Raw genomic sequence first — 25774 nt, forward strand, 5'->3', positions numbered from 1 at the left:
GCCGGGCGATGAGCAGACGCAAAGACTGGGACACCTACTTCATGGATATCGCTTATATGGCATCCACCCGTTCGCAATGCAGCCGTAGACGCGTAGGCAGCGTGCTGGTCCAAGGCAAAAAGCTTCTCGGCTCCGCCTATAACGGCGCACCGATGGGAGTACCTGACTGCTCGGAGGCCGGCTGTATGCTGGTCGAGGAGTATGAAGTGAAGGTCGTTGACGGACGCGAGGAGATGGTGAAGAAGCAGCGGTGCATCCGGACGATTCATGCGGAGCAAAATCTGCTGCTGTTCACCGACCGTCACGACCGCGAAGGCTCGACGGTATACGTCACCGACCAGCCCTGCTGGACATGCGCCAATATGCTCGCGAACAGCGGGATCGTCGAGATCGTGTATCACCGTCCATATCCGAAAGACCGGGAAAAAGTGACGGAGATGATGGTAACGAGAGGTATCCGCTTCCGGCAATTGGCCGACTATACGCCGCCGCCGGGCATTATCGACGAAGTGACGAATTAACGGATACGAATTGAGAGGAAGCACCTCCTTCGGTTTGACTGAGAAGGGGTGCTTTTTCTTATGTATGGAAGTCGAGTTGTTTCGCCTCTGCGGGCGGTGATCGTATGAATCGGCCGCTTACGCTCGTTGCGGTAATGGTAGTGACCGGCGCGGCGATCGGCAGCCGGATGCCGCCGGGAATGCTTTCCTGGAAATGGGCGATCGCCGCTGCCGCTCTGGCCGTTATGACGGTGCTGCTCGCCCTGCCGGGGCGCAGATGGATCGGGCTGCTGCTCGTCGCCGTAGCGGCCGCCGCTTATTATCAAGGCTACGATTCGCGCAATACGACGACGTTGGCGCTTCCTTCGGCCGTTCAACAAAGCGGCCAGACCGGAAACGGAATGGCCGCGGCCGAAGCCGAAGCGGAGCTGGCCGGTACGATCGCTTCCCCGGTCGCCGTCGACGGGGATAAGGTGTCCTTCGTACTTCTTGCCCACCGTGCTGCCGTCGGCGGGGCGGAACCGGTCCGCCTGCGCGAGAAGGTGCAGGTGTCGATCCGCCTGCTCCACGCCGAAGAGCAGGAGCGGGCGTCCGGATGGGGGCGAGGCGATCCGATCGTCCTGGCCGGGACGATCCGAAAGCCGGGGTCGGCGCGCAATTTCGGCGGATTCGATTACAGCGCCTATTTGTATCGGAAACAGATTCATTGGCAGTTGTCGGTGAAAGGCTTGGATCAGACTAGCACCGGTCCGGAGGCGGACGGGGAGCTGCGGGGCGGAGGCGGACAATCAGGCGGTGAGGCGGCAGAGGGCAGCGATGGACGGACGGGCGGGGGATCAGATGCCGGTGACGGGGCGATCGCAAAGCGGCAGCTACCGCTGCCCGACTGGAGCAAGGTGTACCGCTGGAACGACGATCTGCGGAGTTATCTGGGAGGCATTATGGATCGGGCGTTTCCGGACCGGATCGATGCGGGTTATATGAAAAGCTTGGTGCTCGGCTTAACCGACGATATGGACCCGGATACGTATCAGCAGTTTTCGCAGCTCGGCTTGACGCACATTCTGGCGATCTCCGGGCTGCATGTGGCCGTTTTCGTCGGAGGCTGTATGTGGCTGCTGCGGCTGTTCGGCCTTACGCGGGAGCGGATTCTGGTCATCACGTTGGTGATCGTGCCCTTTTACGTCGCTCTGACTGGCGGCTCTCCCTCGGCTGTTCGCGCGGGCATTATGGCGATGATCGGGCTGTATGCGGCGAGGCGGGGGCTTTGGAAGGACGCGCTGAACATCATCAGCTTGGCTGCGGTCGCCATGCTGATATGGAATCCTTATTTTTTGTACGACGTCAGCTTCCAATTGTCGTTTCTCGTGACGGTGGGACTAATTGTCGGCGTGCCCCGGTTCTCCAGGCTGCTTCCGGTCCGCTCGCAAGCGCTGAACTCGTTGTTGGCGGTTACGGTCGTAGCTCAGCTGATCTCGTTTCCGATTACCGTGTTTTATTTTAACGGAGTGTCGTTGTTATCGGCGCTGGCTAACTTGCTGCTTGTTCCGTTTATCAGCTTCGCGGTGCTGCCGCTCGGGACGTTCGTGCTGCTGGCCGGGTTGATCTATGAGAGAGCCGCAGGCTGGATCGGTGTAGTCACGTCTTATCTGAATGATGTAACGTTCTGGCTGGTAGACGTCGGGGCGGTGCACGATCCGCTCCGTCTCGTCTGGCCAAATCCGTCTCTCCTGTGGGTGCTGCTGTACTACGTGCTGCTGGGAGCGGTATATGCAGGCGCGGCCAAATGGAAGGAAAGCGGCAAGCCGGCGTTTGCTATGGCGGCAGTCGCGGTTTTTATGTTATTTCTGTGGCATGGCTACGAGCCGGACCGGTTCGTCCGGGATGGCAAAGTCCATTTCATCGATGTCGGCCAGGGCGACGCGATTCTCGTACGAACGCCGCAAAGCCGTCATATGCTGATCGACGGGGGAGGGACGGTGACGTTCCGCAAGCCAGGTGAGGAGTGGAAGGAACGCCGCGATCCGTATGAGGTCGGAAAGAAGCAATTGGTCCCGCTGCTGAAGCAAAGAGGAGTCCACCAGCTTGACCTGCTCGTCATCAGTCACCAGGACCAGGACCATATCGGCGGGTTGCAGGCGGTCGTCGAGCAGATCCCGGTGCGCACCGTCGTTATGAACGGGACGTGGAAGGGCAACGCCGGCTCGCGCAAGCTGTTCGAGACGGTCATGAGGCTCGGCGCCGAGATCGTCACGCTGGAGCAGGGGAAAACGGTCGCGCTGGACCGCTACACCGAACTGACCGCGCTTACTGCGTCCGGACCCGAGACGCGAGTCCGGCTTGCGGAGGAGCAAAATAACGAGTCTGTCGTGCTGCTCCTGAATATGAGGAACATCCGCTTTTTATTTACCGGGGATATGGAAGCCCGGCAGGAGAAGCTGCTTCTCGAAGCGCTGAACCGGACTCGCGGCGATCCGCCTTCATCCCCGGTATCCGTCGACGTTCTTAAGATCGCCCATCACGGCAGCAAAACATCGACGACCGAGGAATGGCTCGCCTTCTGGCAGCCGCGAATGTCCGTCATCTCGGTCGGTCTCAAGAACAGCTACGGCCACCCGAACCCGGGCGTGCTGGAACGTCTTGAGCGATCAGGCACGACGATTTACCGGACGGACCGCGACGGGGAGGTGGTGTTTACGGTAAACGGCCAAGGGGTCCGGGTGGATAAGAAGCTGTAGCTGGGAAAGTAGAGGGTGCAAAAGACCCATATTTGACGAAGGTGAACCAACCCCTTGTTCGTTATATGTCTTCTCATACGGTGCAGCGGATATAGCGCAAAGCAGGGGATTCCAACTCCCAATCCCTCAGTCCAGCCCGGAAGAAAGAGAGAGCTCCTGCAAGTCCCCGTCGATGCTCCATGAAGTCCGCTCGATAAAGAAACACGTTTTCACAGCTGGAATCGGTCGCGATTGACAACTCCACGCCAAAATGGTATAAAATGTACGTGCAATCCCCATATCAGTGCAACGATGGGAACTTCCTTGCAGGGCGGACTTGGTGGAAGAAACAAGCCGCGTACAAGGATCAGTAGCGCTTCAATATCGCAGTCCCAGAGAGCCGGCGGTTGGTGCGAGCCGGTACGCGAATGAACGCGAAGTACGTCCCGGAGCATCCGAACCGAACCCGTTTCTTGCAAACGGAAGGGGAGGACGGACAATCGGCCGTTAACCGATCGAGTGGAGCATGCCGCGAACGGCACGTTCAATTAGGGTGGTACCGCGATGACTCGTCCCTGTAAGCTGCAGAGGGCGGGTCTTTTTTGTTGTACTGGAGATGAATATCGGGAGCTCCCCGCTTATGGGGATCTTTCATTTACACGACATAAGGAGAGATCGACAATGAGTGAAGCTCGTATGACGGATCAACAATTGCTTGAAGATTTGGAGTACCGGGGGCTGGTGTACCAGGTTACCGACCGGGAAGGGCTGAAGAAAAAACTCGAGAGCGAGCGGGTCGTGCTGTATTGCGGATTTGACCCAACGGCGGACAGCCTGCATATCGGAAGCTTGCTGCCGATTCTGTGCCTGCGCCGGTTCCAGTTGGCCGGTCATATCTCGATGGCGCTCGTAGGCGGCGGCACCGGACTGATCGGCGACCCGAGCGGCCGCTCGTCGGAACGTTCGCTGAATACGGCCGACACGGTGGCGCAGTGGACGGAAAGCTTGAAGCGCCAGCTGTCGCAGTTTCTCGACTTCGACCTTCCGGACAATGCGGCGAGGCTCGTCAGCAACTACGACTGGCTGTCGACGCTGGACACGATCTCGTTTCTGCGCGATGTCGGCAAAAATTTTACCGTCAACTACATGCTGGCCAAAGATTCGGTCGATTCGCGGCTCGCTAACGGCATTTCGTTTACCGAATTCAGTTACATGATTCTGCAAGCCTACGATTTCCACAAACTGCATCAGGATTTAGGGTGCTCGCTTCAGCTCGGCGGCAGCGATCAATGGGGCAATATTACGGCAGGGCTCGACCTGATCGGCAAGATGGGTGGCGGCGAAGCTTACGGCATGACGATGCCGCTCGTCACGAAAAGCGACGGCAAAAAGTTCGGCAAATCGGAAAGCGGTGCGATCTGGCTCGACCGCAACAAGACGAGCGCTTACCAGTTTTATCAGTTCTGGATCAATACCGACGATAACGACGTCATCAAGTTTTTGAAATATTTCACGTTCCTGACGCGCGAGCAAATCGCGGCGCTGGAGACGGAGCTCGGCGAGCGGCCGGAGCAACGCGCCGCCCAGCGGGAGCTGGCCCGGGAAGTGACCCGGATCGTGCACGGTGACGAAGCGGTGGAGAGCGCCGAGAACATTACGCAGGCGTTATTCTCGGGAGATTTCGCCCGGCTGAGCGAAACGGAGCTCGTCGAAGCGCTTCAGGATATGCCGACGACGGTACTGAGCGGACAGCAGGAGACCGGACTGATCGACCTGTTGGTGGAAGCCAAGGCCGCTCCGTCCCGCCGTCAAGCCAAGCAGGATATCGAGAGCGGCGCCGTCTATGTCAACGGAGAGCGTATGAGCGGGATCGACAGCATGATCGGGGAACAGCACCGTTTGCATAGCAAATACGTCGTGCTGCGGCGCGGCAAAAAAAATTACTATCTGATTAAGTTTGAAGCGTGAGGAATAACGATTTCTGAAAGCTAGGGGAGCTGGCGTTCGGCCGGCTTCCTTTTTGTTGTCCCCCAAGCCGAAACGCAACCAGGGGCATTGACGTGACAATCTTGCAATATTACACGATCAAAGCGTAAGAAATGTCGATGGATAGAAGGAACCGCCGGCGGTATACTGACCATTGAGCTTGTAACGAAACGAAGCCGCAAGCGTCTTTTAAAAGTAATCATAAGAAGATGTTTCTTTATCGGTAATGAAATATTTTTGCGAGTTTCTGACGAAGAAAAGCTGCGACTTACGCAGGGTCATTCGACGTGGCCGTGGCAAAGGCTTCTTTTAAAAGCTTTGCTGCCTGCCATCAATATTAATGTGGAGGAATACCGCCCTTGTTCGAAGCTTACCTGATTCCGATCCGATATGCGATCCTGACGTTTCCGATTGCGGCATTCGTCATCACGCTCCCGTTTCTGATCGTCCAATACCGCAAGTACGGGTACTTGCATAAATTTCGCGCAGTGATCATCTACTCGCTGCTCTTGTATTTGATGACCGCACTATACCTGGTTATATTGCCGCTTCCCGCTACGCGGAATACTTGCGCGGCCGTTCAGGGAGCGATGGCGTCCTTCGTCCCGTTCCGGTTCGTGTACGATTTCTGGAAAGAAACCGGGGTCCACTTCGCGCAGCCGTCCACTTATGTGCAGCTGTTCAAGGAAAGAGCGTTTTGGCAGGCGGCCTTTAACGTGCTGCTGCTCGTACCGCTCGGGGCGTACTTGAGGTATTATTTCCGCTTTCGGCTGCCGGCGGCGGCTGTGTCGGCATTCGGGCTGTCGCTGTTTTTCGAGGTGACGCAGGTGACCGGGCTGTACGGCATCTACGATTGTCCGTACCGGCTGTTCGACGTTGACGACTTACTGCTGAATACGTCCGGCGGCGTAATCGGATATTTGGCGGCTCCGCTTCTGATGAAGCTGCTCCCGCGGATCGAGGGACTCGATGAAAACGTCGATCTGAAGTCCGAACGGGTCGGACTGACCAGGCGGCTGATCGCCGTCCAGCTTGATGCGATGCTGCTGTTCCCGCTCGTTGTTTTCTTTATGAAAAGCGCGGATCTGCGGATTTATTTTATTACCAGTTTCCTGTATTTCATCGCGCTGCCTTATGCGACCAACGGCTGGACGTTCGGCAAATATATCGTCCGGATCCGGGTGAAGGGACAGGGCGAACGCATCCGGCTGAAAGAGCTGCTGATCCGTTACGGCAGCCTGTACGGGATCGTCGGCGGGCTTAACGCCGTCATTCTGAGCCAAACCGTTCAAAAGCTGCCTCCGATCTTGTTCGCCCTGTGCGCGATGATCGTCCTTCTGGTGAATCTCGTTTTCGCCGTGCATGTCGGCTTGCGGCTGTTCCGCAAAGACAAAACGCTGATCTACGAAAAATGGAGCGGTACCGGACACGAAGTGGTGTAACTCCCGGACCGACCGCACCTGCAAGCCAAGCCGTCCCGTACTTCGGGACGGTTTTTGTTTCATCTGCGAGAACGTTTAAGTTCTTTACCGTGTTAAATGGGAAGGGAAGGGGTTTCCTTCCCTGGCGTTAGAGAATGTATACTCAGGTCCGATGACTAACGAATCGGATCGTGCTTATGGCTGCAAAACGACGTTAATCCAGACGTAACGAATCCGGGAATCGTTATCGAACCGAAAGTGGAAAAAAACGATCCGATTTGCCGGAATAACAATACAAGAGTTCGTTTACAAATTCAATCGTCCGGGTTCGGCTCTGATAACGAACGCTGGATTCGTTAGCCATACCACAGCATGAAGACCACACGCCTGAGGGCGAGCGGCTGGAGCGAAGGTATCTATTCCTTTCCAACATACAAACAAACGTATGGGTTTACACGTCAAAGGAACATCCGGACGGCTCTTCTTATTTACCAGAAAGTATATCGTGGGAGTGCCTCTAAATCACGGTAAACGCCAGCGTCAAAAGACGCCGGTAGGCATGTATCCTTGGAGTGTGCGGATAGCGGCCCCCAAAAGCATGGGCATCTGCGCGTTTTCCGCCTTCGACCGAACTTTCCCCCCGGGTACCCCGTCTTCTTAACCGAACGGCCTAAAACTTGACGGGGCTTGCGGACAGCAGCGCGATATGCCGATGCGAAGGCGCCCGGAGAGCGGTATACCGCATCCAAATTTTCTGTTATTCTAGTAATTGACCGGCGTGCCGGAATTTTTTTTATGGTTGGTGCAACTTTTTTTTCGACAATCCCGTTTAAAAGGTTGCAAGAGAGGGGGATCCTTGTGGTAGCGCTGGAGTTAATCAAAGCTGCCCAATCGGGCGATCGCGACGCTCTAATTACCCTATTGCGAGAAATCGAGACACATGTGTATCGTACCGCTTATTACATTCTTGGAAACGAGCAAGACGCTAAAGATGCCGCGCAAGAAGCGCTGATCCGGATATATACGAAAATCAATTCCTACGAAGAAAAAGCGCAGTTTAAAACGTGGGTACAGCGGATCGTCACGAATATTTGCATCGATAAGTTTCGCCGGACGAAAGCGACGGTTTCGATCGAGGAGCACAACATGACGTTTACGTCCCACAATAACGTGGAAGACGAGCTGATATCAACGTATGTCGCCAAAGATATTCAGGAGGCGATCGAACGCCTTCCCGAGCATCATCGTACCGTGGTCGTGCTCCGCTACCTGCAAGATTTCTCTTATAACGAAATCGCCGATTCTCTGGACTTGCCGCTGAACACGGTGAAATCGTACTTGTTCCGGGCGAGGCAGCAGCTGCAGTCGTTACTCCAAGAATACCAGAAAGGTGGTGTGCGGGGATGAATTGTCAAGAGGTGATGGAACTGATGCAGCGAGATCTGGATCGGGATTTGAACGACTCGGAGCATGAGGCTATGACAGCCCATTTGCAGCAGTGTCCGGATTGTGCGGAAATGTATTCCAGGCTGCGGCAATTGTCCCAAGAGCTCGCCAGCTTGCCCAAAGTCGCGCCTCCCTTCAGTCTGGTGGATTCCATCCTGCCGCAGCTTGCGGAGATCGATCGGCAGGGCGACGGACTGGCCGCAACGGCTACGGCGACTGCGGGGGCCGCATCCGTGTCCGTACCGGCTCCCGTAACAGCAATCCCGGCCCCGATCGAACGTCCCCGCCGGACGAGAGGGATCTGGTCGATCGCGGCCACGGGAGGCATCGTAGCGGCAGGGTTGCTGATGGCTTTGTTTATAAACGATATGGACGGCACCAATAAAGTAGCTGACGATAGAGGTTTATTGTACAGCAGTGCGGAGTCTACGGCGGCTCCGCAAAGCGCCGGCCAGCAAAACCGCGCATCCGGCGGCGCACCCGCGATGGATGCGAAGTCGGATACCTCCGATGCTGACGGTTCGGCCGGCAATATGGAGAAAAAGCTGCCGCTAGGGACAGCCATCACGAATCAAAGCGGCGGCTCGGAGGCGCCTTCTCCCGATAAAGAAACGGCCGAACGGGCGGACCCGGCAGTACAGCCGCGTTTCCAGCCGGCAAAGCCGTCCGAACAGGCGAATGCCGGACAAGAAGCGGGAGCGCAAGAAATCGGCGAACGCAGCGGTCTAAATACGTATACGGCTCCGGACGACGTCAAGAAACCGGAGACGAATGCAGAGGCCGGCAGCGGTTCCCCGGAGGCTGATATCGCTCCCCCTAAGATGGAGATTACGGCCCCGGCGCTAGGCGACAGCACGGGCGACCAGGGGACAGACCCTGCCATTACCGAGAAAAATACAATTACAGCAGATCAAGGTCGGGAGGAACAACCGGAATCGATTAGTTCCGATTCGGCGAAGAGCGGAAGACCGGACGCCATGGGGTTAATGGCCAACCCGAACCCCGAGCTGCTGTCGGAGGACGGCGTGCTGATTGCCGTGGCCGACCAGGCCAGACGTTCGATCGTCATCCGTACGACTGACGGCAAAGAGACCCATATGTATACGTCGCCCCAGTGGTCGGAGAACGAACAAGTCCGGCTTCTGAAATGGAGCGGCAGCTCGAAGCTGACCTACTCGCTCACGACGGAGAGCGGCGTCACGAAAAGGATCGAAATCGACGTAGCCCAGCGGAAGGAAACGAATATACAGCAGCCGTAAGCGTCCGCGCTTACGGCTTTTTTTCGTACCGTCCAGATCGTTTAAGTCTGCTAGGCGGTATACTTCACAGCGTTGCTTCGAGATCGCCAACTGCGAAATGAATTTCTGTACCCGGACGTGTGCAACTGCCGCATAATAGCGAATAGCGGAAAGATAACTACCGTAATTGCAGTTTCGGCTTTTTTCAAAAATAGGCCCGTTTCCGCCGCACCTTTTCGCCGCCGCCGCGTATGTTATAGTAAGAACCGAGAAGTTCGAAGTCCTGCCGCGTATGACCATTCGGCACCGGCGCCTGGGAGCCTAGGCCGGATGTTTATATAGATGTGCTGGGACAAAGGGATGATGTCAAAGTCTATTGATTTTGACGTGATCCCTTTGTTTTTGTTAAGATGAAGATCAGGTTACAGCAGACTCGTCAAGAGGTGGGGAACGTGGATTACAAATCGGCGGCGAGGGAGATCGGCAAAGGAAACGTGTCGCCCGTTTATGTGTGCTACGGTTCGGAAACTTATTTGCTTCGGGAATTTACCGGTTATTTGATCCAGAAGCTGATCGAGCCGGAGTACCGGGAGTTTGCCATCAGCAAATACGATCTGGCGGAGACCAGCCTCGATATCGTGCTTGAGGATGCGCAGACACTGCCTTTTATGGCGCCCAAGAAGATTATATTGGCGGATAACGCCCAGTTTTTTACCGGAGCGAAAGAAAGCGGCAAGGTGGAGCATCACCCGGAGAAGCTGCTGGAGTATATGAAGGCTGCCGCAGAATTTAGCGTGATCGTATTTATCGTGAATGCGGACAAGCTGGACGAACGTAAAAAAATCGTAAAATCGCTAAAGGATACGACGATTCCGTTCGTGCCGATGAATGCGGAGGAATTGCTGCACTGGGTCAAGAAACAGGCGGTCCGGCAGTCGTTCACGTTCGCGGAAGGCGCGGACGATCAGCTTATTTTGTATACCGGGGGTGGGCTTCAGGCCCTTTCGGCGGAGATGGAGAAGCTGTCTTTGTTCGTGGGGGAGGGCGGAACCGTAACCGGAGATATTGTAGACCGTCTCGTTACGCGAAGCACCGAACAAAACGTCTTTATTCTGATCGACGATATCGTCCGGCTGCGGCTGAACCGGGCGTTCTCGATCCTGTACGACCTGCTCAAGCAGAAGGAAGAGCCGGTGAAGATCGTGCTGCTCATCGCACGCCAGTTCCGGATCGTGCTCCAGGTCAAGGAGCTGTCCAAGCTCGGTTATTCGCAGCAGCAGATGGCCGGCCAGATCGGACTTCATCCGTACGCGGTCAAGGTGGCTGCCGAGCAGGGGCAGAAGTATACGCCGGACAAGCTGGAGACGATTCTCGCGGAGTTGGCTGAGCTCGATTACAGACTGAAGACGGGGAAGGTAGACAAGGTGCTGGGTCTGGAAATGTTCCTGATGCGGCTTGCTTCGTGAGAACGACTCGTATGGTACGGAGACGACGGTAAACGGTCTGAAAACAATAAAGAAGTCCTTGCCGATGTGCAAGGACTTTTTCGCTTAACCTTGTGCGGAAAGCGCGTTGAGTTGTTTCGCCAGGCGAGACTTTTTGCGGGCAGCTGCATTTTTATGAATCAAGCCTTTGGAAACGGCTTTATCCAGCTTTTTGGACGCAGTAATCAGGGCATCTTTAGCCGATTCAACGTTTTTAGAAGCTGTTGCAGTTTCGAACGTTTTGACTGCCGTACGCAGGGCCGATCTTTGCGAAGCGTTTTGAAGGCGACGCTTGTCGTTCGTCTTCACGCGCTTGATGGCGGATTTGATGTTAGGCACGATCGTTCACCTCCTTAAACCGAAAACGTGCACGCGACTGTGTCAGGGACAACCGTACGTCGCGTATCATGTCTGTCGACAACTTTATACATTCTACCACGGTACAAGCCAAATTGCAATAACAGCAGAACGTCTCCGCCGGGGTCAAATCCAATACCGATCCGCTGCTACGAAGACGTTGTCCTTTCGCCGCCGAACCGCTTCCCGCCTGCCGCATAATCGCAGCGAAAAGCTCACAAACTACAAAGCAGGTTGGAATGGAAAGGAGAACAAACAAATGGACCTTGATTTGAGCCCGTATTCGGTTCGCACCGATCTTGCGCTGGAAGCGAAGGAACTGGCGTCAAGCCGGCACGGGGACACCATCCCCGGCGTACATACGGAAACGGCGGAAGACGATGACATGGTCATTACGAAAATGCATATTGAAAACGAGCAGGGCTCCCGAGCGGTAGGCAAGCTGATAGGAAACTATATTACGCTCGAGATTCCGAGACTGAGGGAGAAAGATTCGGATCTGCAGGACAAGGTGGCTACCCGGCTGGCCCAGGAGTTTTCTACATTTCTGCAGCAGATCGGCATCACGAAGGACGCCAAGGTGCTTATTATCGGACTCGGCAACTACAACGTGACGCCGGATGCGCTTGGTCCTTTGGTTGTGGAAAACGTGATGGTCACGCGGCACTTTTTCGAGCTGATGCCGGATCAGGTCAGTCCCGGATATCGTCAGGTCAGCGCGGTGGCGCCCGGGGTGCTCGGCACGACCGGTATCGAAACGAGCGAGATCGTGCAGGGCATCGTGGAACGCTCGAAGCCCGATCTGGTCATCGCGATCGACGCGCTGGCTTCCAGAGCGTTGGAGCGGGTCAACACGACGATCCAGATCGCCGATACCGGCATTCATCCGGGGTCGGGCGTAGGCAATAAACGCAAGGGGCTCACGCGTGAATTTCTCGGTGTGCCCGTCATCGCCATCGGCGTGCCTACCGTGGTGTATGCGTCTACGATCGTGAACAGTACGATGGATATGATGATCGATCATTTTAAGCAGCAGACGAGCAATACGAGCCAGATTTTCGGCCTGCTCGACGGCATGAACGAAAGCGAACGGCTGCAGCTCGTCAAGGAAGTGCTCGACCCGGTCGGTCATAATCTTCTCGTTACGCCAAAGGATATCGACCAATTTATCGAAGACATGGCCAACATTATCGCCAGCGGGTTGAACGCCGCCCTGCATGATGCGATCGATCAGGACAACGTTGCGGCTTATACGCACTAATCTGCTGACGCACTGACGTGCCGTCGGCCGGCTTCAACCGGGCAAGGAACCAAATAAGAGCGGTTTGTATCTGCTATATGGGGCGCAGACCCCACCGGTTGGTTGATATAAGGGGGTGCAAAACACTCCTATTTCGTCATAGAACCCGTGGATTTACGTTTTCCCACGAGCCTCCATTTTAGTGAAGGCGAACATGAACCGCTCACGAGAATGAGGGTAACGGGCGGGCCTTCATATGGAGTCGGTCGGTTTGTTCACGCAAACTGCAAATCTTCATCAACGAGCGGCGGCTGGAGCGAAGGTACGCATGTTCACCCACACAAAAGTATGGAAATTTAGCACGTCAAAAACCGTCCGGACTATTTTACCGGACGGTTTTTCTATATGCACAAACCGCACGCAAATCATGGGCCCCATTCAGGAGCCGTTATGCCGGGCCGATTTCCGATAGTCCAGCGGATTCGTCCGCGTCAGCTCCTTGAAGACACGGCCGAAGTGGCCGATATTTTCGTACCCGACGTTCTCGGCGATCCGCGTCACTTTCAGGCCGGTTTCCCGGAGCTGCCTTTGCGCCTCGCGGATTCGGACCGTATTGACATATTCCACGAACGAAAATCCGGTTATTTTTTTGAACGTCCGGCTCAGATGATAGGGACTTACGTAATAAGCCTTCGCCACCGATTCCAGCGACAGCGGCGAAGCATATGTTTCGTTAATATATTCGACGATCTCGGACATTTTTTTGTGAGCCGGGCTTTCGTGCTCGTACGGTTCCCGTTCCTGCTCCTGCCGGTCCAGCTTGCGTCCGCACCAGAGAAGCAGCGTAGCGAGCTGGGCTTGCAGACACGTCTCGCTTCCCGGCAGCGCCTCCGTATCCTCTCTCAGCATATCCTGGAGCAGCCGCTCGATCCATTCCCTCTCCTGGAGATTAAGCGACAGCCGTCTTATTTTGCGGCGGAACGGCTCGAACAGCAGCGGTTCGTTGAACGTGTCGAGAAACCGTTTATTAAAATTAATAAGCATCCGCTCGTGATTCGGCACGCCGACGTCGGCCGTTTTGTGCAGCTCGTTTTGATCGATGAAGACGACGTCGCCTTTGCGGACGCGGTACGTATTGTCTTTTATGAAATAGTTGCGCTCGCCCGACATCAAATAATAGATTTCGTACGGTTCATGAAAATGATTGGTCGGCATCGAATGGTGGCCCGATATTTTATTTTGATGAATGTAAAACGGCTCCCGCACTTGCGCGGCCCCCTTCATTCCGTTCTTCTTCATGGCGATCTCCTTGAGCTTGTTGGTTAAAGTGTACATCCATTTGGATAGACGGACAAGTAGCGTTAGCGCGTTTGGAGCGGACACAGCCTGCCCGAGAATCGGAGCTGAGGTTGCGCAAGATATGCAAAGAATGAGCGGAAATCCGCAATAAATCCGGAGAATCCGTCGATATGTTGCGTTAAAATGAAAGCGAATGAACAACGAGTAAGGGGAGAATACCGATGACACGGAGAAAATATGCACTGGTCGGAACCGGAGGCAGAGCCGAGTTTTTTTACGGTGCCTTGGCCAAAAGCTACCGGGACCGCTGCGAACTGGTCGCTTTTTGCGATGTGAACCGCACCCGTCTGGAATACGCCAACCGGCTGCTGCGGGAGAAGTACGATTACCCGGAGGCGAAGCTGTACGCTTCCGATCAATTTGACGAGATGATCCGAAGCGAGAAGCCGGATACCGTTATCGTCACCTCGATGGACCGCACGCATCATACGTACATTATCCGCGCTATGGAACTGGGCTGCGACGTGATCACGGAGAAGCCGATGACCGTGGACGAAGAGAAGTGCCAGGAGATTATCGATGCGGTCAAGCGGACGGGACGCGACCTGCGCGTTGCCTTTAACTACCGGTACGCTCCGCATAATACGAAGATTCGCGAACTGATCATGGACGGCGCCATCGGAGACGTTCATTCCGTTCATTTCGAATGGCTGCTGAATACGCTGCACGGAGCCGATTATTTCCGCAGATGGCACCGGGACAAACGCAACAGCGGCGGGCTGCTGGTCCACAAGTCGACGCATCATTTCGACCTCGTCAACTTCTGGCTGGGCACGGCGCCGGAGACGGTGTATGCGATGGGCGGGCTGATGTTCTACGGCCGGGAAAATGCCGAGCGCCGCGGCGTGACGAAGTTTTACCAGCGGGCCCATGGAAGCGAAGCGGCGAAGGACGATCCGTTCGCCATCCATATGGAGAACAATAAACATCTGAAGGCGCTGTATCTGGACGCGGAGAAAGACGACGGCTATCAGCGCGACCAGAGCGTATTCGGCGACGGCATCAGTATCGAGGATACGCTCGGCGTGATGGTTCGTTACAAAAATAAAGCGATACTGACTTACTCCTTGAACGCTTACTTGCCTTGGGAAGGCTACAACGTCGTATTTAACGGCAGCAAGGGACGGATCGAGATGAAAGTGGTTGAGCGGGCGTATGTGAACTCCGGCGGCAAGAAGGAGGAAGAAGGGGCGCTTTCGTACAAAAAGCTGACCGTTCAGCCGATGTTTGAGCGTCCGTATGAAGTGGCGATCGAAGAACGGGCCGGCGGACACGGCGGCGGGGACCCGCTCCTGCTGAACGATCTGTTCGGCGACCGGACCGAGGACCGTTTCGAGCGGGCCGCTTCCCATGTGGACGGAGCCGTATCGATCCTGACCGGAATCGCCGGCAACATCTCGATGAAAACCGGACAGCCGGTCCGTATCGGCGATCTGGTCCAGTTTTAACCAGAGAAACCTCTGCCCCCGCCCAGCGCGGGGAGCGGGGGTTTTATTGTTTGTTCATAAAAAAACGCGGCCGTCGATTTGACAGTTTCCAAGAAGTGGGGATATATTAGTATCAGGTACTAATATCAGATACTTAAACATGGAGGCGGACGAGATGAAAGTTTTCATTATTACCGGTACATCCAGAGGACTGGGACAAGCGATAGCGGAGCAGCTTATGGCTCCCGATCATTTGCTGTTATGCATTTCCCGGAATCGAAACGAAGACCAGCTCGCCCAAAGCGACAATGTTCGTCATATTCCGTTTGATCTGAACGAAACCGACAGGATCGAAAGTCTCATGCAAACGGTGTTTGATTGCTTGGACCAATCGAAGCTGGAAGGCATTTATTTGATCAACAATGCCGGCGTCGTAGCTCCGCTGAGTAACGTCGAGTCCGGAGATCCGGTCGCGATTGCGGCTAATATCCATATTAATCTGCTTGCCCCTGTTCTGCTTGCTTCTCTTTTTATCCGGCATACCAAGGAGATGCAGATCGACAAACGCATTATAAACATTTCATCGGGCTCCGCTCAAAATCTGCTGCCGGGCATGAGCGTGTATAGCGCTTCCAAGGCCGGCTTGGACGTATTTACGAGAAGCGTCGGGATAGAGCAGGGAGAAGGGCCGGGAGCCGTCAAGATTGCCTCGGTATGGCCCGGAATGGTCGACACCGCCCTGCAGCAGGAAGCGAGGACCCGCGATTCGGGCCAGTTCGCCGCTGCGGAGCTGTTTCATAAGGCCAAGGAGAGCGGTATGCTCACCTCTCCGGAGCGGATGGCAGGCAAGGTGATCCAGCTGCTTTTCGGGGAGATGGAGCAAGGTTCGGTGGTGGATTTATTCGGGTAAACCGTGACAAACGGTCCGCATATGTTTTACAATGATTTCTAGATGGACTAGAAGGCTGGAAGTCAATAGTTCCGGCAGACGGGAGGTGGGCTTCGATGATAGAGTTGCCGAACCGGGCGCTGGAATGGGTAGTAGACTCGGTACGTCCCGGCGCCAAGGTAACGTCCGTATCCAGGCTTCTGGGAGGGACGTCGTCGCTTATCCACAGCATTACGCTCCAAACCGGACGGGAAGAAGCCGACTATGTGCTCCGGCTTATCAACAATGAGGAATGGCTGCAGGAGGAACCCGACGCCGCTTGGCACGAAGCGGAAAGTCTCCTATTCGCATCTGGCAGCGGCTTGCCGGCGCCCCGGCTCGTTGCTTGCGACCAGTCGGGAGAAGTATGCGGAATGCCTGCCGTACTGATGACCAAGATAAGCGGGTCCGTCGTGCTGCGTCCCGAGAATCTGGACAGATGGCTGGGAGGATTGGCGGAAACTCTGACCCGGATTCATGCAGTCCCGGCGGACGGCTTCGCTTGGCAATATGCGGCCTACATCGATCTGGAGACGCTCGAAGCGCCGGAGTGGTCCGGCTTGTCAAGCGAGTGGAGCAGAGCAATCGCATATGCAAAAGACAGGCGTCCCGCAGCTAAGACGTGCTTCATTCACCGGGACTACCACCCGGCCAACGTATTGTGGACCGGCGGCTCGGTTAGCGGCGTCGTCGATTGGATTAACGGCTGCCGGGGACCGGCCGGCATCGATGTCGGGCAGTGCCGGTCCGACCTGGCCCAGCTGTACGACGTCGCGACGGCTGACGCTTTTCTGTCGGCCTACGAGGCCGCAGCCGGCAAAACATTTGCTTACGACCCTTACTGGGATCTGGTAGCGCTTATCGATACGCTATTCGGTCCGCCGGCCGTATTCAGCGGCTGGAAAGCTCTGGGCGTTACCGGACTTACGGACGGGATGATGGCCGAACGGGTAGATGCCTATATGCTTAGTTTGCTTAAACGGATTTGAACACAACGCACGGTTGCAGCCGGGAGCGAGAGGCGCATACCGTGGCGACTTGTATTAACGGAGGGAACAGGATGCAGGCGATCAAGCTAAAACCTTTTGTCCCGTCGGGCGATGACTACGGGCTGGCTCAGCGGTTTTTCGAGGAGCTTGGATTCGAGAATATATATGCGGACAACGGAATTACGATCTTCCGGCTGGACGAGCTGGAATTTTATTTGCAAAATTATCATAACCGGGAACTCCAGGACAACTTTATGGTGGAGCTGGTCGTGTCCGATCTGGACGGCTGGTGGACGCGTATCCGGCGGATAACGGAAAGCGGCGAATATCCGGTCCGCTGTAAGGAACCGACCATGTATCCGTGGGGCAAGCGGGAAGTTCATCTGATCGATCCCGCCGGCGTCTGCTGGCATTTATCCGAAGCGAAGCGTCAGTAAAGGGGGCGATAGGCATCCGGCAGTCTCTGAAGGCGTATAACGCTTCAGGACTGCCGGATGGATGAGGCGGGCAGTTAGCGCTCAGCCCGCATCGTCGACCGGATGTCCCTGCCTTTTCCGCTCGCCCAGCAGTTCCGTGACCGTTACGAACCGAAACCCTCTGTTCTTCAGCTCCGGCAATATTTTCGTAAGCGCCTGTACGGTTTGCGATGCTCCTTCCCCATGATCGTGAAACAGGACGATATCCCCGTTTCTCGCGTTGTTCAACACTTTATTCGTAATTTTCGCCACGCCGGGGGCGCGCCAATCCTCGGTATCCTGATGCCAGGACCATAGGACGACCGTATAACCGTGCTGCTTGGCTGCGGCGACGATCGATTCGCTGTAGTGGCCCCCGGGCGGACGGAACCAGGGCGCGTCGGTCAAACCTGCCGCCCGGATCGCTTCTTTGGCTTTGCGGATTTCCGTATCGATCGTCTTCTCCGACGTTCCGCGGCGAAAGTACGAGTGCTTCATCGTATGATTGCCCAGCTCATGGCCGTCCGCAACAAGCTTGCGCGCCGTGTCCGGGAATCTCGCCGTCCGCTCCCCTGTAACGAAAAACGTAGCTTTCGCCTCGTATTGTTTCAGCAGATCCGCGATTTGCGGCGTGTATACCGGATCGGGACCGTCGTCGAACGTCAGGGCGATCCATTTCTCCTCCATCGGCACTTCCCACACAATATCCCCGCGCGTCTCGTAATATTCCCTCGACTTCGGCTTGGCGCCGGCAGCCTGGCCCGCTGCGGGGATCAGACAGCATAACAGCGCCGCGCATGCGACAGGCCGCATCCATTTCAATCTCATGGTTCGTTTTTCGCCTCCCTGTTCGTTATAGAGTAAGGACTCGTCTATAGGTTTTCCCAAACCTGAAGTTTATTCCACATAATTTGCCGAGGCTGGCGAACAATACGGAAGTGATTCTTGATGGAGGAGGCTAGTCTGTGGCCTATAGAATGACTGTTCTGCTTCTTGCCTTTGCAACTGCGCTTGCGCTTGTTATGCCCGGGCCGGTATCGGCCGCTCCCCGCGAGGCGGCTTCCAAAGCGGCGACCGTACAATTTATCGTTTCCGTCAAGACGAGTCAGGGCGCGTTATATGAAACACGCAAGTCGTTCGTAAAAAAAGCCTGGAGCCGGGCATGGCCGAAAGCGGCTGCGGCTGCGGATCATGGGGCCGGCGGCCGGGTCGCTTACGGCGATGCTTATATGGAAGTAAAGGAAGGCGGCTCGAGCCGGACGTTCTCACTAAGGGAAGACGGCTCGCTGCTGGAGCCGGATACGGGATCGGTCATCACGATGCCCGCCCCGATTCGCAAGGCATGGGTCCAATACGCCGAATCGCTCCGAACGATTCACTACGGAGAGATGGTTGCCTGGGACGATGCCAAAACGGGCGTGCCGCTGAAGAGCAAAGTGACGGTCGTGGATCTCGAGACCGGATTGACGTTCCGGGCGCAGAGGCGGGCCGGCAGTCTTCATGCGGATGTGCAGCCGCTCACCAAACAAGATACGGCGACGATGAAGCATATCTACGACGGCTCGTGGAGCTGGAAGCGCCGGGCCATTCTCGTCTTGTACGGCGGCCGCAAAATAGCGGGCTCGATGCACGGCATGCCTCATGGCGGAGACGGTATTCCGGATAATGATTTCTCCGGACATTTTTGCATTCATTTCCTCGGCAGTTCGACGCATAAGACGGGAGCCGAAGACTACGCCCATCAGCTCATGGTCCATAAGGCGGCGGGCCAGCTGGACGCGCTGCTGGACCGGTCGCTTCCGGCCAAGCTGGCGGAGACATTTCTGGAGTCGCTCAAGCAGGAGGACGACGCGCTGCTGGTCGCCGCTCTCCGGGGAACCGACCCTGACACGCTGAGCCGGTACCGCAAGCTGCTCCGGTCGGTGGAAAGCGTGCGGTACGAGCTTCCGGCTGCGCAAGATCCGAAGGACGATCTGACCGCGGAGTACAGGGTCAAGGCGCTTGTGGACGGACGCGGCGGCGGGATTCGCGAGCAGACGTTCCGGTTCCGCTTCGCCAGAGAGGCAACCGGTTCGCCTTGGCTGCTGACGGAGGTCGGCATCGAGCTGCAAGGCAACCGGGGGAAACAGCCGCAAAACAAACAATCGCGATAGCAAGCAATGACGTATTACGCTCCCCTTTGGGCTTGGGGGAGTTTTTTTGTTGCATAGGACCCATACCGCCAATACATCTAAAGCATACGATGAAAGGGATTGCCACCCATTAAACGAGGAAGTGACCAGAAAGGATGAACATCGCCGTAATCGCTCCCGGAGAAATACCCGTTCCGCCCCGGGTAGGCGGCTCCGTTGAGCATTGCATCGCCGAGATTACGAAACGGTTATCCACCTCGAACCGCGTGACGGTATACAGCCGCCGCAGTCCCGGTTATCCGGCTTCGTCGCTTCAAGGTGGGCTGTCCCATGTCCGGGTTCCGGGCGGCGGAGCAGGACGGTATCTCGGCCATGTGCTTGGCCGGATGGCGGGCAGGAGCTTCGATTGGATTCAGATCGACAACCGCCCGTCTTATGTGCCGCGCGTCAGGAGCCGGTTTCCGGGGACGCGGATCGCTGTTTTTTTGCATTCGACGACGTTTATCAGCCCGCCCCGGACGACTCTTACCCAAGCGGCCCGCCAGCTTGCAGCCGCCGACCTGGTAGTCGCCAACAGCAAATCGCTAGCCGCGCAGATCCGGTCGCTTTTCCCCGGTGTCCGGCATAAAGTAAAGCATACGCCGCTAGGTGTGGACGTCTCACAATATAAGCTTCCGAGCGCTTCGCAGAGAGCTGCGGCGCGCCGCGAATTCGGCGTAAGCGGCTCGTTCTCCGTCTTGTTTGCAGGGCGTCTGATCCCGAAAAAAGGGGTTCCCGTCCTCATCCGGGCGATGAAGCTCGTGCGACGTTCGGTCCCTCAAGCGAAGCTGCTCGTCGCCGGAGGCGCGGGTAACGCTTCGTATGTGAGGGGATTGAAGCAGATGGCGGCGAGGTACGGCGTTCCGGCCCGGTTTGCCGGTTATGTGTCGCGCAAACGTATGCCCAGGCTGTATTGGGCCGGGGACTGCTTCGTCTGCCCGTCTCAAGGGCATGAAGCGTTTGGTCTCGTAAATGTGGAAGCGATGGCGTCCGGCACCCCTTGCGTCGCTTCGGCTAACGGCGGCATCCGGGAAATCGTGCGCCACGGCACGACAGGCAGGCTGGTAGCCCGATACCGGAGTCCGGAAGCGTTCGCCGAGCAGATCCAAATCGTAGCGAGGGACGCCAAAGGTTCCGCAGCGATGGCGATTCGCGCCCGGGAAGACGTGGTGCGCCGGTTCGGCTGGTCGTCTACCGCAGCCCGGCTGGCCGGGTTGTACCGCCAATACCGAAAAAGGAGAAACTAAAAGCATGCCCAAAAACATAACCAGAGTGACGAGCAAACTTAGAAAAACAGCCGCTCTGCTGCGGAACGGGAGCTTGAGGGCATACGTACCCGTTACGGCGAGAATGAACCGGCATACGCTTCGGAACATGCTGGATACGCACCGTATGGTTTACGTGAAGCCTAATGTAGGAACGTTCGGCAACGGAGTGATCCGGGTGGAGAAGCGGGGCAAAGGCAAAGACGCTTACTGGTTCCAATCGGGGGCGAAAGCCCGCTCGTTCCGTTCTTTCGACGCGATGTTCGCCGCTTTGTCGCAGGCAAAGGCGCGGCGGCCTTATTTGGTGCAGAAGGGCATTCATCTGCTCAAGCACAACGGGCGCAGATTCGATCTGCGGGTCATGGTGCAGCACAATTTGCAGCAAAGGTGGGAAACGACCGGGATTATCGGGCGGCTGGCCCATCCGAAGAAGATTGTGACCAATTATCATAACGGCGGAACGCCAATGAAGGCGGAGACGCTGCTTGGAAGCCATATGCCGGCGGCACGCCGCACGAGGATGATGAGCCGCCTGAAGCAGCTTGGGTTATCGACGGCGAGACAAATGAGCCGCTCCTTCCCCGGCGTCAAAGAGATCGGCCTCGATGTGGCGCTGGACCATACGCTGCATCCGTGGATTCTGGAAGTGAATACGAGCCCGGACCCGTACATTTTCCGGGTGCTGAAGGATAAGTCGATGTTCCGGAAAGTGATCCGGTATGCCAAAGCTTACGGAAGAATCCGGAAATAACCCCGAACCGGTTGAGAGATTGTGAGAGTGCCCGGACGAATCGTCCCCTATACCCGCAAGCGGCAGGCTGATCGTGCGATGAAATGCCCAGGTATGAACCGGCATCGTAATGGCACGGTCGGTCGGCGCGCGGAGAAAAGGGGACTTTTTTTGCCTGGGATCGTTCTAGCGGGCGCGCGGCTTTCATAGATTTGATAACAGATAGACTTGATAGACACACTCACATCCGGGGAGGGATATCGATGAAATGGGTCGTAGCCACGTTTAATGTCAGCGCCGTTACCCGCACGCTGCGGACCGTCCGTTCGGTGAGCCGCCAATTCGCCCTACTGTCGACCGCCTCGCTGCTGCTTTTGTTCGCTACCGGGCTGATTGGTCTCGCACAAAACAAAGGGTCCAATTCCTCCATTTCTTCGATGAAAAGCGCCGTTGCGACGCTTTCCGTCGCTTTTTTTCTGGACATGCTGGCGATGGAGATGCCTCATCTGCAGAAAGAGATAACCACATCGACCTTTTCGCCGACCAATACCGCGACGTTTCTGATCCGTTCGCTGACCGGCGTTCATCCGCTCGATCCGGCAAGTCTCCTGGCAAGCGAAATTCCCGGCCTGCGCAGTGAGGCGAGCGCGCTGCTGTACTCGGGAACGGCGACGCAAAATGCCGATTCACCGGCTGACTTTACGCCGCCGGCCGATGCGATTCCTACCCAGATCGGTCCTTCGGGCAATACCGGCCCGTCCGATCCGCCGCCGGCTGCATCGGTCACTCCGCCGCCGGCCCATCCGGCAACCGAAGCCGCCCAAGCGCCGCAAGTGTTCATTTACCATTCGCATAACCGCGAATCGTTTCTGCCCGAGCTGAAAAGCAAAGGCATCACCAAGCCGGATCTGGCTTATGATCCCGACATCAATATAACGCTGGTCGGTAAGCGGCTGAAGGAACAGGTGGAGGCGAAGGGGATTCGGGTCATTCAGGAGACGACCGATTACCCGTCCACCGTCAAATCGTTTCAATACGCCAAATCGTACGCGTACTCCGCCCAGACGGTAAAGACCGCACTGGCCCAAAACGAGAATATCGGCATGATCTTCGACATCCATCGCGACTCACTGGCGAGAGAAAAAACGACGGTTAAACTGGGCGGAAAAGATTACGCACAAGTGTACTTCGTCGTCGGCAAAAAAAATCCCGGCTGGGAGAAAAATTCCGAGTTCGCCGGAAAATTGAACGCGATGCTGGAGGAGAAAATGCCCGGAATCTCCCGCGGGGTATACGGTAAAGGCTCGAACGGCAACGGGGAGTACAACCAGTCGTTATCCCCGAGCAGCATCCTGATGGAAATCGGCGGACCCTACAATTCGCTTGAGGAAATGTACCGGACGGCGGATGTGATCGCCGACATTATCGCGGAGCTGCAGAAGGATGCGGTGAAAGCAAGCGCACCCGCCGGATCGGCGAAAGGAAAAGGAGGAAGCCTCGGATGATGAAACGAGCCCGTCTAGTAAATATGGTCCGCTCCGTTCGCTCCGATCCGGAGGACGGCGGCATGATGGTGCGGATCTTTATCGCCTACGCCGGAATTGCGCTGCTGCTGTTCGCCCTCGCCGCCGCCGCCGTCTTATGGATGTCCTATGCGAACGTGTCGCCGAAAAGCTCGATGAAGCGGATGGCTTCGGCCGTCTCCGCCGATTTCTTCATCGATATGCTCGGCATGGAAGCCACTTCGATGAAACGTCCCGGCGAAACGACATTTTCAGGCGGTAAAATCGGGGTGTATTTGGCGGAGCGCATGTTCCACGTCGATCCGTCGGAGCCCAAGTCGCTGCTGGCAAGCGAGCTTCCGGCTTTGCGCAGCGGCCAGCCGGGCGGCGGTCTGATCGCCAAGGGGCCGTCGCCTGCGGACGGTAAGGATGGCACGCCCGCGCCGTCCGGTACGACGGATACCCCGGGAGGGGAGGCGCCGCCGCCGGAGCAGGGCGAGCCGCCGCAGACGGGAACCGGAACGGCTCCGGACCCGGCCGCTCCTGCGGGAGGAGGAGGCACCGCAGCGCCGGACCCGATCCCGGTCCATAAACCGACTACCGAAGGACGCAAGGTTGCTTTTGTGTATCATTCGCATCCGAGGGAGTCGTACTTGCCCGAGCTGAATGTAAGCAATGTCAATGAAGCTGAAGATTCGAAGACAAACGTAACGCTGATCGGCAAACGGCTGGCGGAAAAGCTGGAGGAGGAAGGCATCGGCAGCGCGCATTCGGGCGTCGATTATCCGACAGCGGTCCAAGGATACAACTGGAATTTTTCCTACAAATATTCGATGCAGACGGTTAAGGAAGCGTTTGCCCAAAATAAAGATCTTGCCTTTCTGTTCGATATTCACCGCGACTCGGCGGGACGGGATATTACGACAGCATCGATCGGCGGCAAAGATTACGCGAAAGTGTACTTTATCGTTGGCAAAAAAAATGAGCGCTGGGAGCAAAACGAGGCGTTCGCCAAACGGATTCACGAGAAGTTGGAAGCCAGCTACCCGGGGTTGTCGCGGGGAATCTGGGATAAGGGAAGCGGCGGACATGCCGAGTACAATCAGTCCGTTTCGCCGAACAGCATCCTGATCGAAGTGGGCGGAGCGTACAATTCGTTGGAAGAGTGTTACCGGACGGCGGACGCGCTGGCCAAGACGATTGCCGCTCTGTATTGGGAAGCGGAGAAAGTGAATGCACCGGCCAGCGTCAGCGCGAAAGGGACAACGTCCGACGCGGCTGCCGTGGCGGTCCATCGATAACATCTACACGTCGCTTGACGATGAAGGAAGGGGAGAAACGACATGTCACGCTTCTCGGGAATGTTGGTTTGTGTCGTACTGATGATGTGCTTCGGCATCTTTTTCGGAATCGAGCTTGCCACCAAAGGCATGGAGCGCATCCACGGGCCGGCTCCGGCTACGTTGCAGCCGGGCGCCGCCGTTCAGCCGCCGCCGGTTACGCAGGCACCGCCGCCGGCAGCCGGGAACGGACAAACGCCGGTTAGCGCCAAGGGTCAAGGGGGAGAAAACGCAGCGACGGCCGCCCAACCGAAGCCACAGCCGCAGCCCCTCACCACCGATTCGGGCGTCAACCGGGTCGGCAACCAGATCGGCGATATGCTGCAATCGGTTGCCCATGGCACGATCCGCACCGTCGTTTCTTTGCTGGACAGCATCGTCAATTAACGTACCGCTCGGGCTGCGAAATCAGGAACCGGATAACGGGAAATATACATAAAAGCACATATCCGGGAAACGTTTCAAACGGGCGCTTGAACCGGTCAAACAGCCGCTGGTTTGTCCGCGAAGCAAGTGGTATGATATAGGGGTCAGCAAGCTGGTTACGAGGTTGAGTTTTACACAGTAAAATTTGGCGAATGCTTACGAAGTTGAGTTTTACTATGTAAAACTTGGCGGATGCTTACGAAGTTGAACTTTGCTCCGCAAAGTTCTTAAGGAGGAATTGCCATGATGAACCGGCGCTTTGTAATCGAAGCCGTCATGGTTGCCGTGTACGGGCAACTGCTGGTGCCGGGCCGTCCTGTGGAGTATTTGATCCCGTTCTCCACCATTCAGGAGCTGCATGAAATGCGTGACAGCGACGAGCCTGTCATGCCGGAAGCGGACGAAGACGAGCACGTCAAGCAAAAAATCGGAGAACTGATCGCTTTTTTTGAAGAGTCGTTCAACCGCAAAAAGATCGAGCGGGCGCTGCAGATGCCGTGGAAAAAAAGTCCGCCGCTGCTTGTGAACGACGAAGTTACCTTTACAGTCGTGTACGCGATCGACAACGCCCACTACGGCGAGACGTTCGATCCGGTCGAGACGGAGCTGATTTTGACCGCGCTCCACGAGAAAGCGCCGATCGTGACCGACCATCTGGAATTTCTGGACAAAGTGATCGATGGGGAAGTCCCCGTTCAAACATACGATGTCGAGGATTTCGAATATGCGCTGGAAGAACAGCTGACGGAAGAGGACTGGAAGTCGCTCTGACATCGGGCCTGCATGGCGGGGG

At 56.4% G+C, this 25774-nt stretch carries 22 protein-coding genes and 1 other annotated feature; of the genes, 19 read left to right on the plus strand and 3 right to left on the minus strand.

Going from position 1 to position 25774, the window contains the following annotated elements; translation table 11 throughout:
- Positions 1 to 8 precede the first annotated feature (8 nt).
- The 7 genes from PV433_RS22020 to holA all read left to right on the plus strand — a co-directional run bounded on the left by PV433_RS22020 (position 9) and on the right by holA (position 10774).
- Positions 9 to 521 (plus strand): deoxycytidylate deaminase, encoded by a 513-nt coding sequence (locus tag PV433_RS22020; protein WP_190929499.1) that lies wholly within the window; start codon positions 9 to 11, stop codon positions 519 to 521.
- Positions 522 to 625: 104 nt separating this feature from the next.
- Positions 626 to 3238 carry a DNA internalization-related competence protein ComEC/Rec2 gene (locus tag PV433_RS22025; RefSeq protein WP_332074199.1) on the plus strand — a complete coding sequence of 871 codons (2613 nt, stop codon included), beginning with the start codon at positions 626 to 628 and terminating at the stop codon, positions 3236 to 3238.
- Between the two features lie 326 nt (positions 3239 to 3564).
- Positions 3565 to 3797 (plus strand) — a binding site (T-box leader).
- 116 nt (positions 3798 to 3913) lie between these two features.
- A complete protein-coding gene (gene tyrS, locus PV433_RS22030; protein WP_332074356.1) occupies positions 3914 to 5185 on the plus strand; it encodes a tyrosine--tRNA ligase in 1272 nt (423 codons plus the stop codon).
- A gap of 377 nt (positions 5186 to 5562) precedes the next feature.
- Positions 5563 to 6645 carry a VanZ family protein gene (locus PV433_RS22035; RefSeq protein ID WP_332074200.1) on the plus strand — a complete coding sequence of 361 codons (1083 nt, stop codon included), beginning with the start codon at positions 5563 to 5565 and terminating at the stop codon, positions 6643 to 6645.
- 837 nt (positions 6646 to 7482) lie between these two features.
- A complete protein-coding gene (locus PV433_RS22040) occupies positions 7483 to 8031 on the plus strand; it encodes an RNA polymerase sigma factor (protein ID WP_190929503.1) in 549 nt (182 codons plus the stop codon).
- Complete coding sequence (locus PV433_RS22045) at positions 8028 to 9329, plus strand: zf-HC2 domain-containing protein (RefSeq protein WP_332074201.1); 1302 nt, start codon at positions 8028 to 8030, stop codon at positions 9327 to 9329. The genes PV433_RS22040 and PV433_RS22045 overlap by 4 nt, the downstream gene beginning before the upstream one ends.
- Before the next feature lie 431 nt (positions 9330 to 9760).
- Positions 9761 to 10774 carry a DNA polymerase III subunit delta gene (holA, locus tag PV433_RS22050; protein ID WP_332074202.1) on the plus strand — a complete coding sequence of 338 codons (1014 nt, stop codon included), beginning with the start codon at positions 9761 to 9763 and terminating at the stop codon, positions 10772 to 10774.
- A gap of 84 nt (positions 10775 to 10858) precedes the next feature.
- On the opposite strand, the gene rpsT is transcribed toward holA, so the two are convergent.
- Positions 10859 to 11131 (minus strand): 30S ribosomal protein S20, encoded by a 273-nt coding sequence (gene rpsT, locus PV433_RS22055; protein ID WP_190929506.1) that lies wholly within the window; start codon positions 11129 to 11131, stop codon positions 10859 to 10861.
- A 277-nt stretch (positions 11132 to 11408) separates the two neighbouring features.
- Between rpsT and gpr the strand changes: the two genes are divergently transcribed.
- A complete protein-coding gene (gene gpr / locus PV433_RS22060; protein ID WP_332074203.1) occupies positions 11409 to 12410 on the plus strand; it encodes a GPR endopeptidase in 1002 nt (333 codons plus the stop codon).
- Positions 12411 to 12827: 417 nt separating this feature from the next.
- On the opposite strand, the gene PV433_RS22065 is transcribed toward gpr, so the two are convergent.
- On the minus strand, positions 12828 to 13688 hold the full coding sequence (locus tag PV433_RS22065) for an AraC family transcriptional regulator (protein WP_332074204.1): 861 nt from the start codon (positions 13686 to 13688) through the stop codon (positions 12828 to 12830).
- A gap of 221 nt (positions 13689 to 13909) precedes the next feature.
- Here PV433_RS22065 and PV433_RS22070 point away from each other — a divergent pair, with 221 nt between their 5' ends.
- From PV433_RS22070 to PV433_RS22085, 4 genes are all read left to right on the plus strand, one after another.
- Complete coding sequence (locus PV433_RS22070) at positions 13910 to 15196, plus strand: Gfo/Idh/MocA family oxidoreductase (protein ID WP_190929508.1); 1287 nt, start codon at positions 13910 to 13912, stop codon at positions 15194 to 15196.
- Between the two features lie 154 nt (positions 15197 to 15350).
- Positions 15351 to 16085 (plus strand): SDR family NAD(P)-dependent oxidoreductase, encoded by a 735-nt coding sequence (locus tag PV433_RS22075; protein WP_332074205.1) that lies wholly within the window; start codon positions 15351 to 15353, stop codon positions 16083 to 16085.
- 95 nt (positions 16086 to 16180) lie between these two features.
- Positions 16181 to 17092: a phosphotransferase family protein gene (locus PV433_RS22080; protein WP_332074206.1), complete on the plus strand. Its 912-nt coding sequence runs from the start codon at positions 16181 to 16183 to the stop codon at positions 17090 to 17092.
- Positions 17093 to 17163: 71 nt separating this feature from the next.
- Positions 17164 to 17529, plus strand: a complete 366-nt coding sequence (locus tag PV433_RS22085; RefSeq protein WP_332074207.1) for a hypothetical protein — start codon at positions 17164 to 17166, stop codon at positions 17527 to 17529.
- A gap of 81 nt (positions 17530 to 17610) precedes the next feature.
- On the opposite strand, the gene PV433_RS22090 is transcribed toward PV433_RS22085, so the two are convergent.
- Entirely contained in the window at positions 17611 to 18375 is a 765-nt protein-coding gene (locus tag PV433_RS22090; protein ID WP_332074208.1) for a polysaccharide deacetylase family protein, read from the minus strand.
- Positions 18376 to 18512: 137 nt separating this feature from the next.
- Between PV433_RS22090 and PV433_RS22095 the strand changes: the two genes are divergently transcribed.
- From PV433_RS22095 to PV433_RS22125, 7 genes are all read left to right on the plus strand, one after another.
- Positions 18513 to 19700 (plus strand): hypothetical protein, encoded by a 1188-nt coding sequence (locus PV433_RS22095; protein ID WP_332074209.1) that lies wholly within the window; start codon positions 18513 to 18515, stop codon positions 19698 to 19700.
- Between the two features lie 134 nt (positions 19701 to 19834).
- The gene (locus PV433_RS22100) at positions 19835 to 20965 is read left to right on the plus strand and encodes a glycosyltransferase family 4 protein (protein WP_332074210.1); all 1131 of its coding nucleotides are present in this window, start codon (positions 19835 to 19837) and stop codon (positions 20963 to 20965) included.
- A 4-nt stretch (positions 20966 to 20969) separates the two neighbouring features.
- Positions 20970 to 21734, plus strand: a complete 765-nt coding sequence (locus PV433_RS22105) for a YheC/YheD family protein (RefSeq protein WP_332074211.1) — start codon at positions 20970 to 20972, stop codon at positions 21732 to 21734.
- A 242-nt stretch (positions 21735 to 21976) separates the two neighbouring features.
- Positions 21977 to 23218: a stage II sporulation protein P gene (gene spoIIP, locus PV433_RS22110; RefSeq protein ID WP_332074212.1), complete on the plus strand. Its 1242-nt coding sequence runs from the start codon at positions 21977 to 21979 to the stop codon at positions 23216 to 23218.
- Positions 23215 to 24516, plus strand: coding sequence for a stage II sporulation protein P (gene spoIIP, locus PV433_RS22115; protein ID WP_332074213.1), 1302 nt, complete (start codon positions 23215 to 23217; stop codon positions 24514 to 24516). Before spoIIP (PV433_RS22110) ends, spoIIP (PV433_RS22115) begins: the two co-directional genes overlap by 4 nt.
- Positions 24517 to 24558: 42 nt before the next feature.
- Positions 24559 to 24942, plus strand: coding sequence for a hypothetical protein (locus tag PV433_RS22120; RefSeq protein ID WP_332074214.1), 384 nt, complete (start codon positions 24559 to 24561; stop codon positions 24940 to 24942).
- 285 nt (positions 24943 to 25227) lie between these two features.
- Complete coding sequence (locus PV433_RS22125; RefSeq protein WP_332074357.1) at positions 25228 to 25752, plus strand: ADP-heptose synthase; 525 nt, start codon at positions 25228 to 25230, stop codon at positions 25750 to 25752.
- Positions 25753 to 25774 lie beyond the last annotated feature (22 nt).

It is taken from the genome of Paenibacillus sp. GYB004 (assembly GCF_036577605.1).
Taxonomy (GTDB): domain Bacteria; phylum Bacillota; class Bacilli; order Paenibacillales; family NBRC-103111; genus Paenibacillus_AB; species Paenibacillus_AB oceani.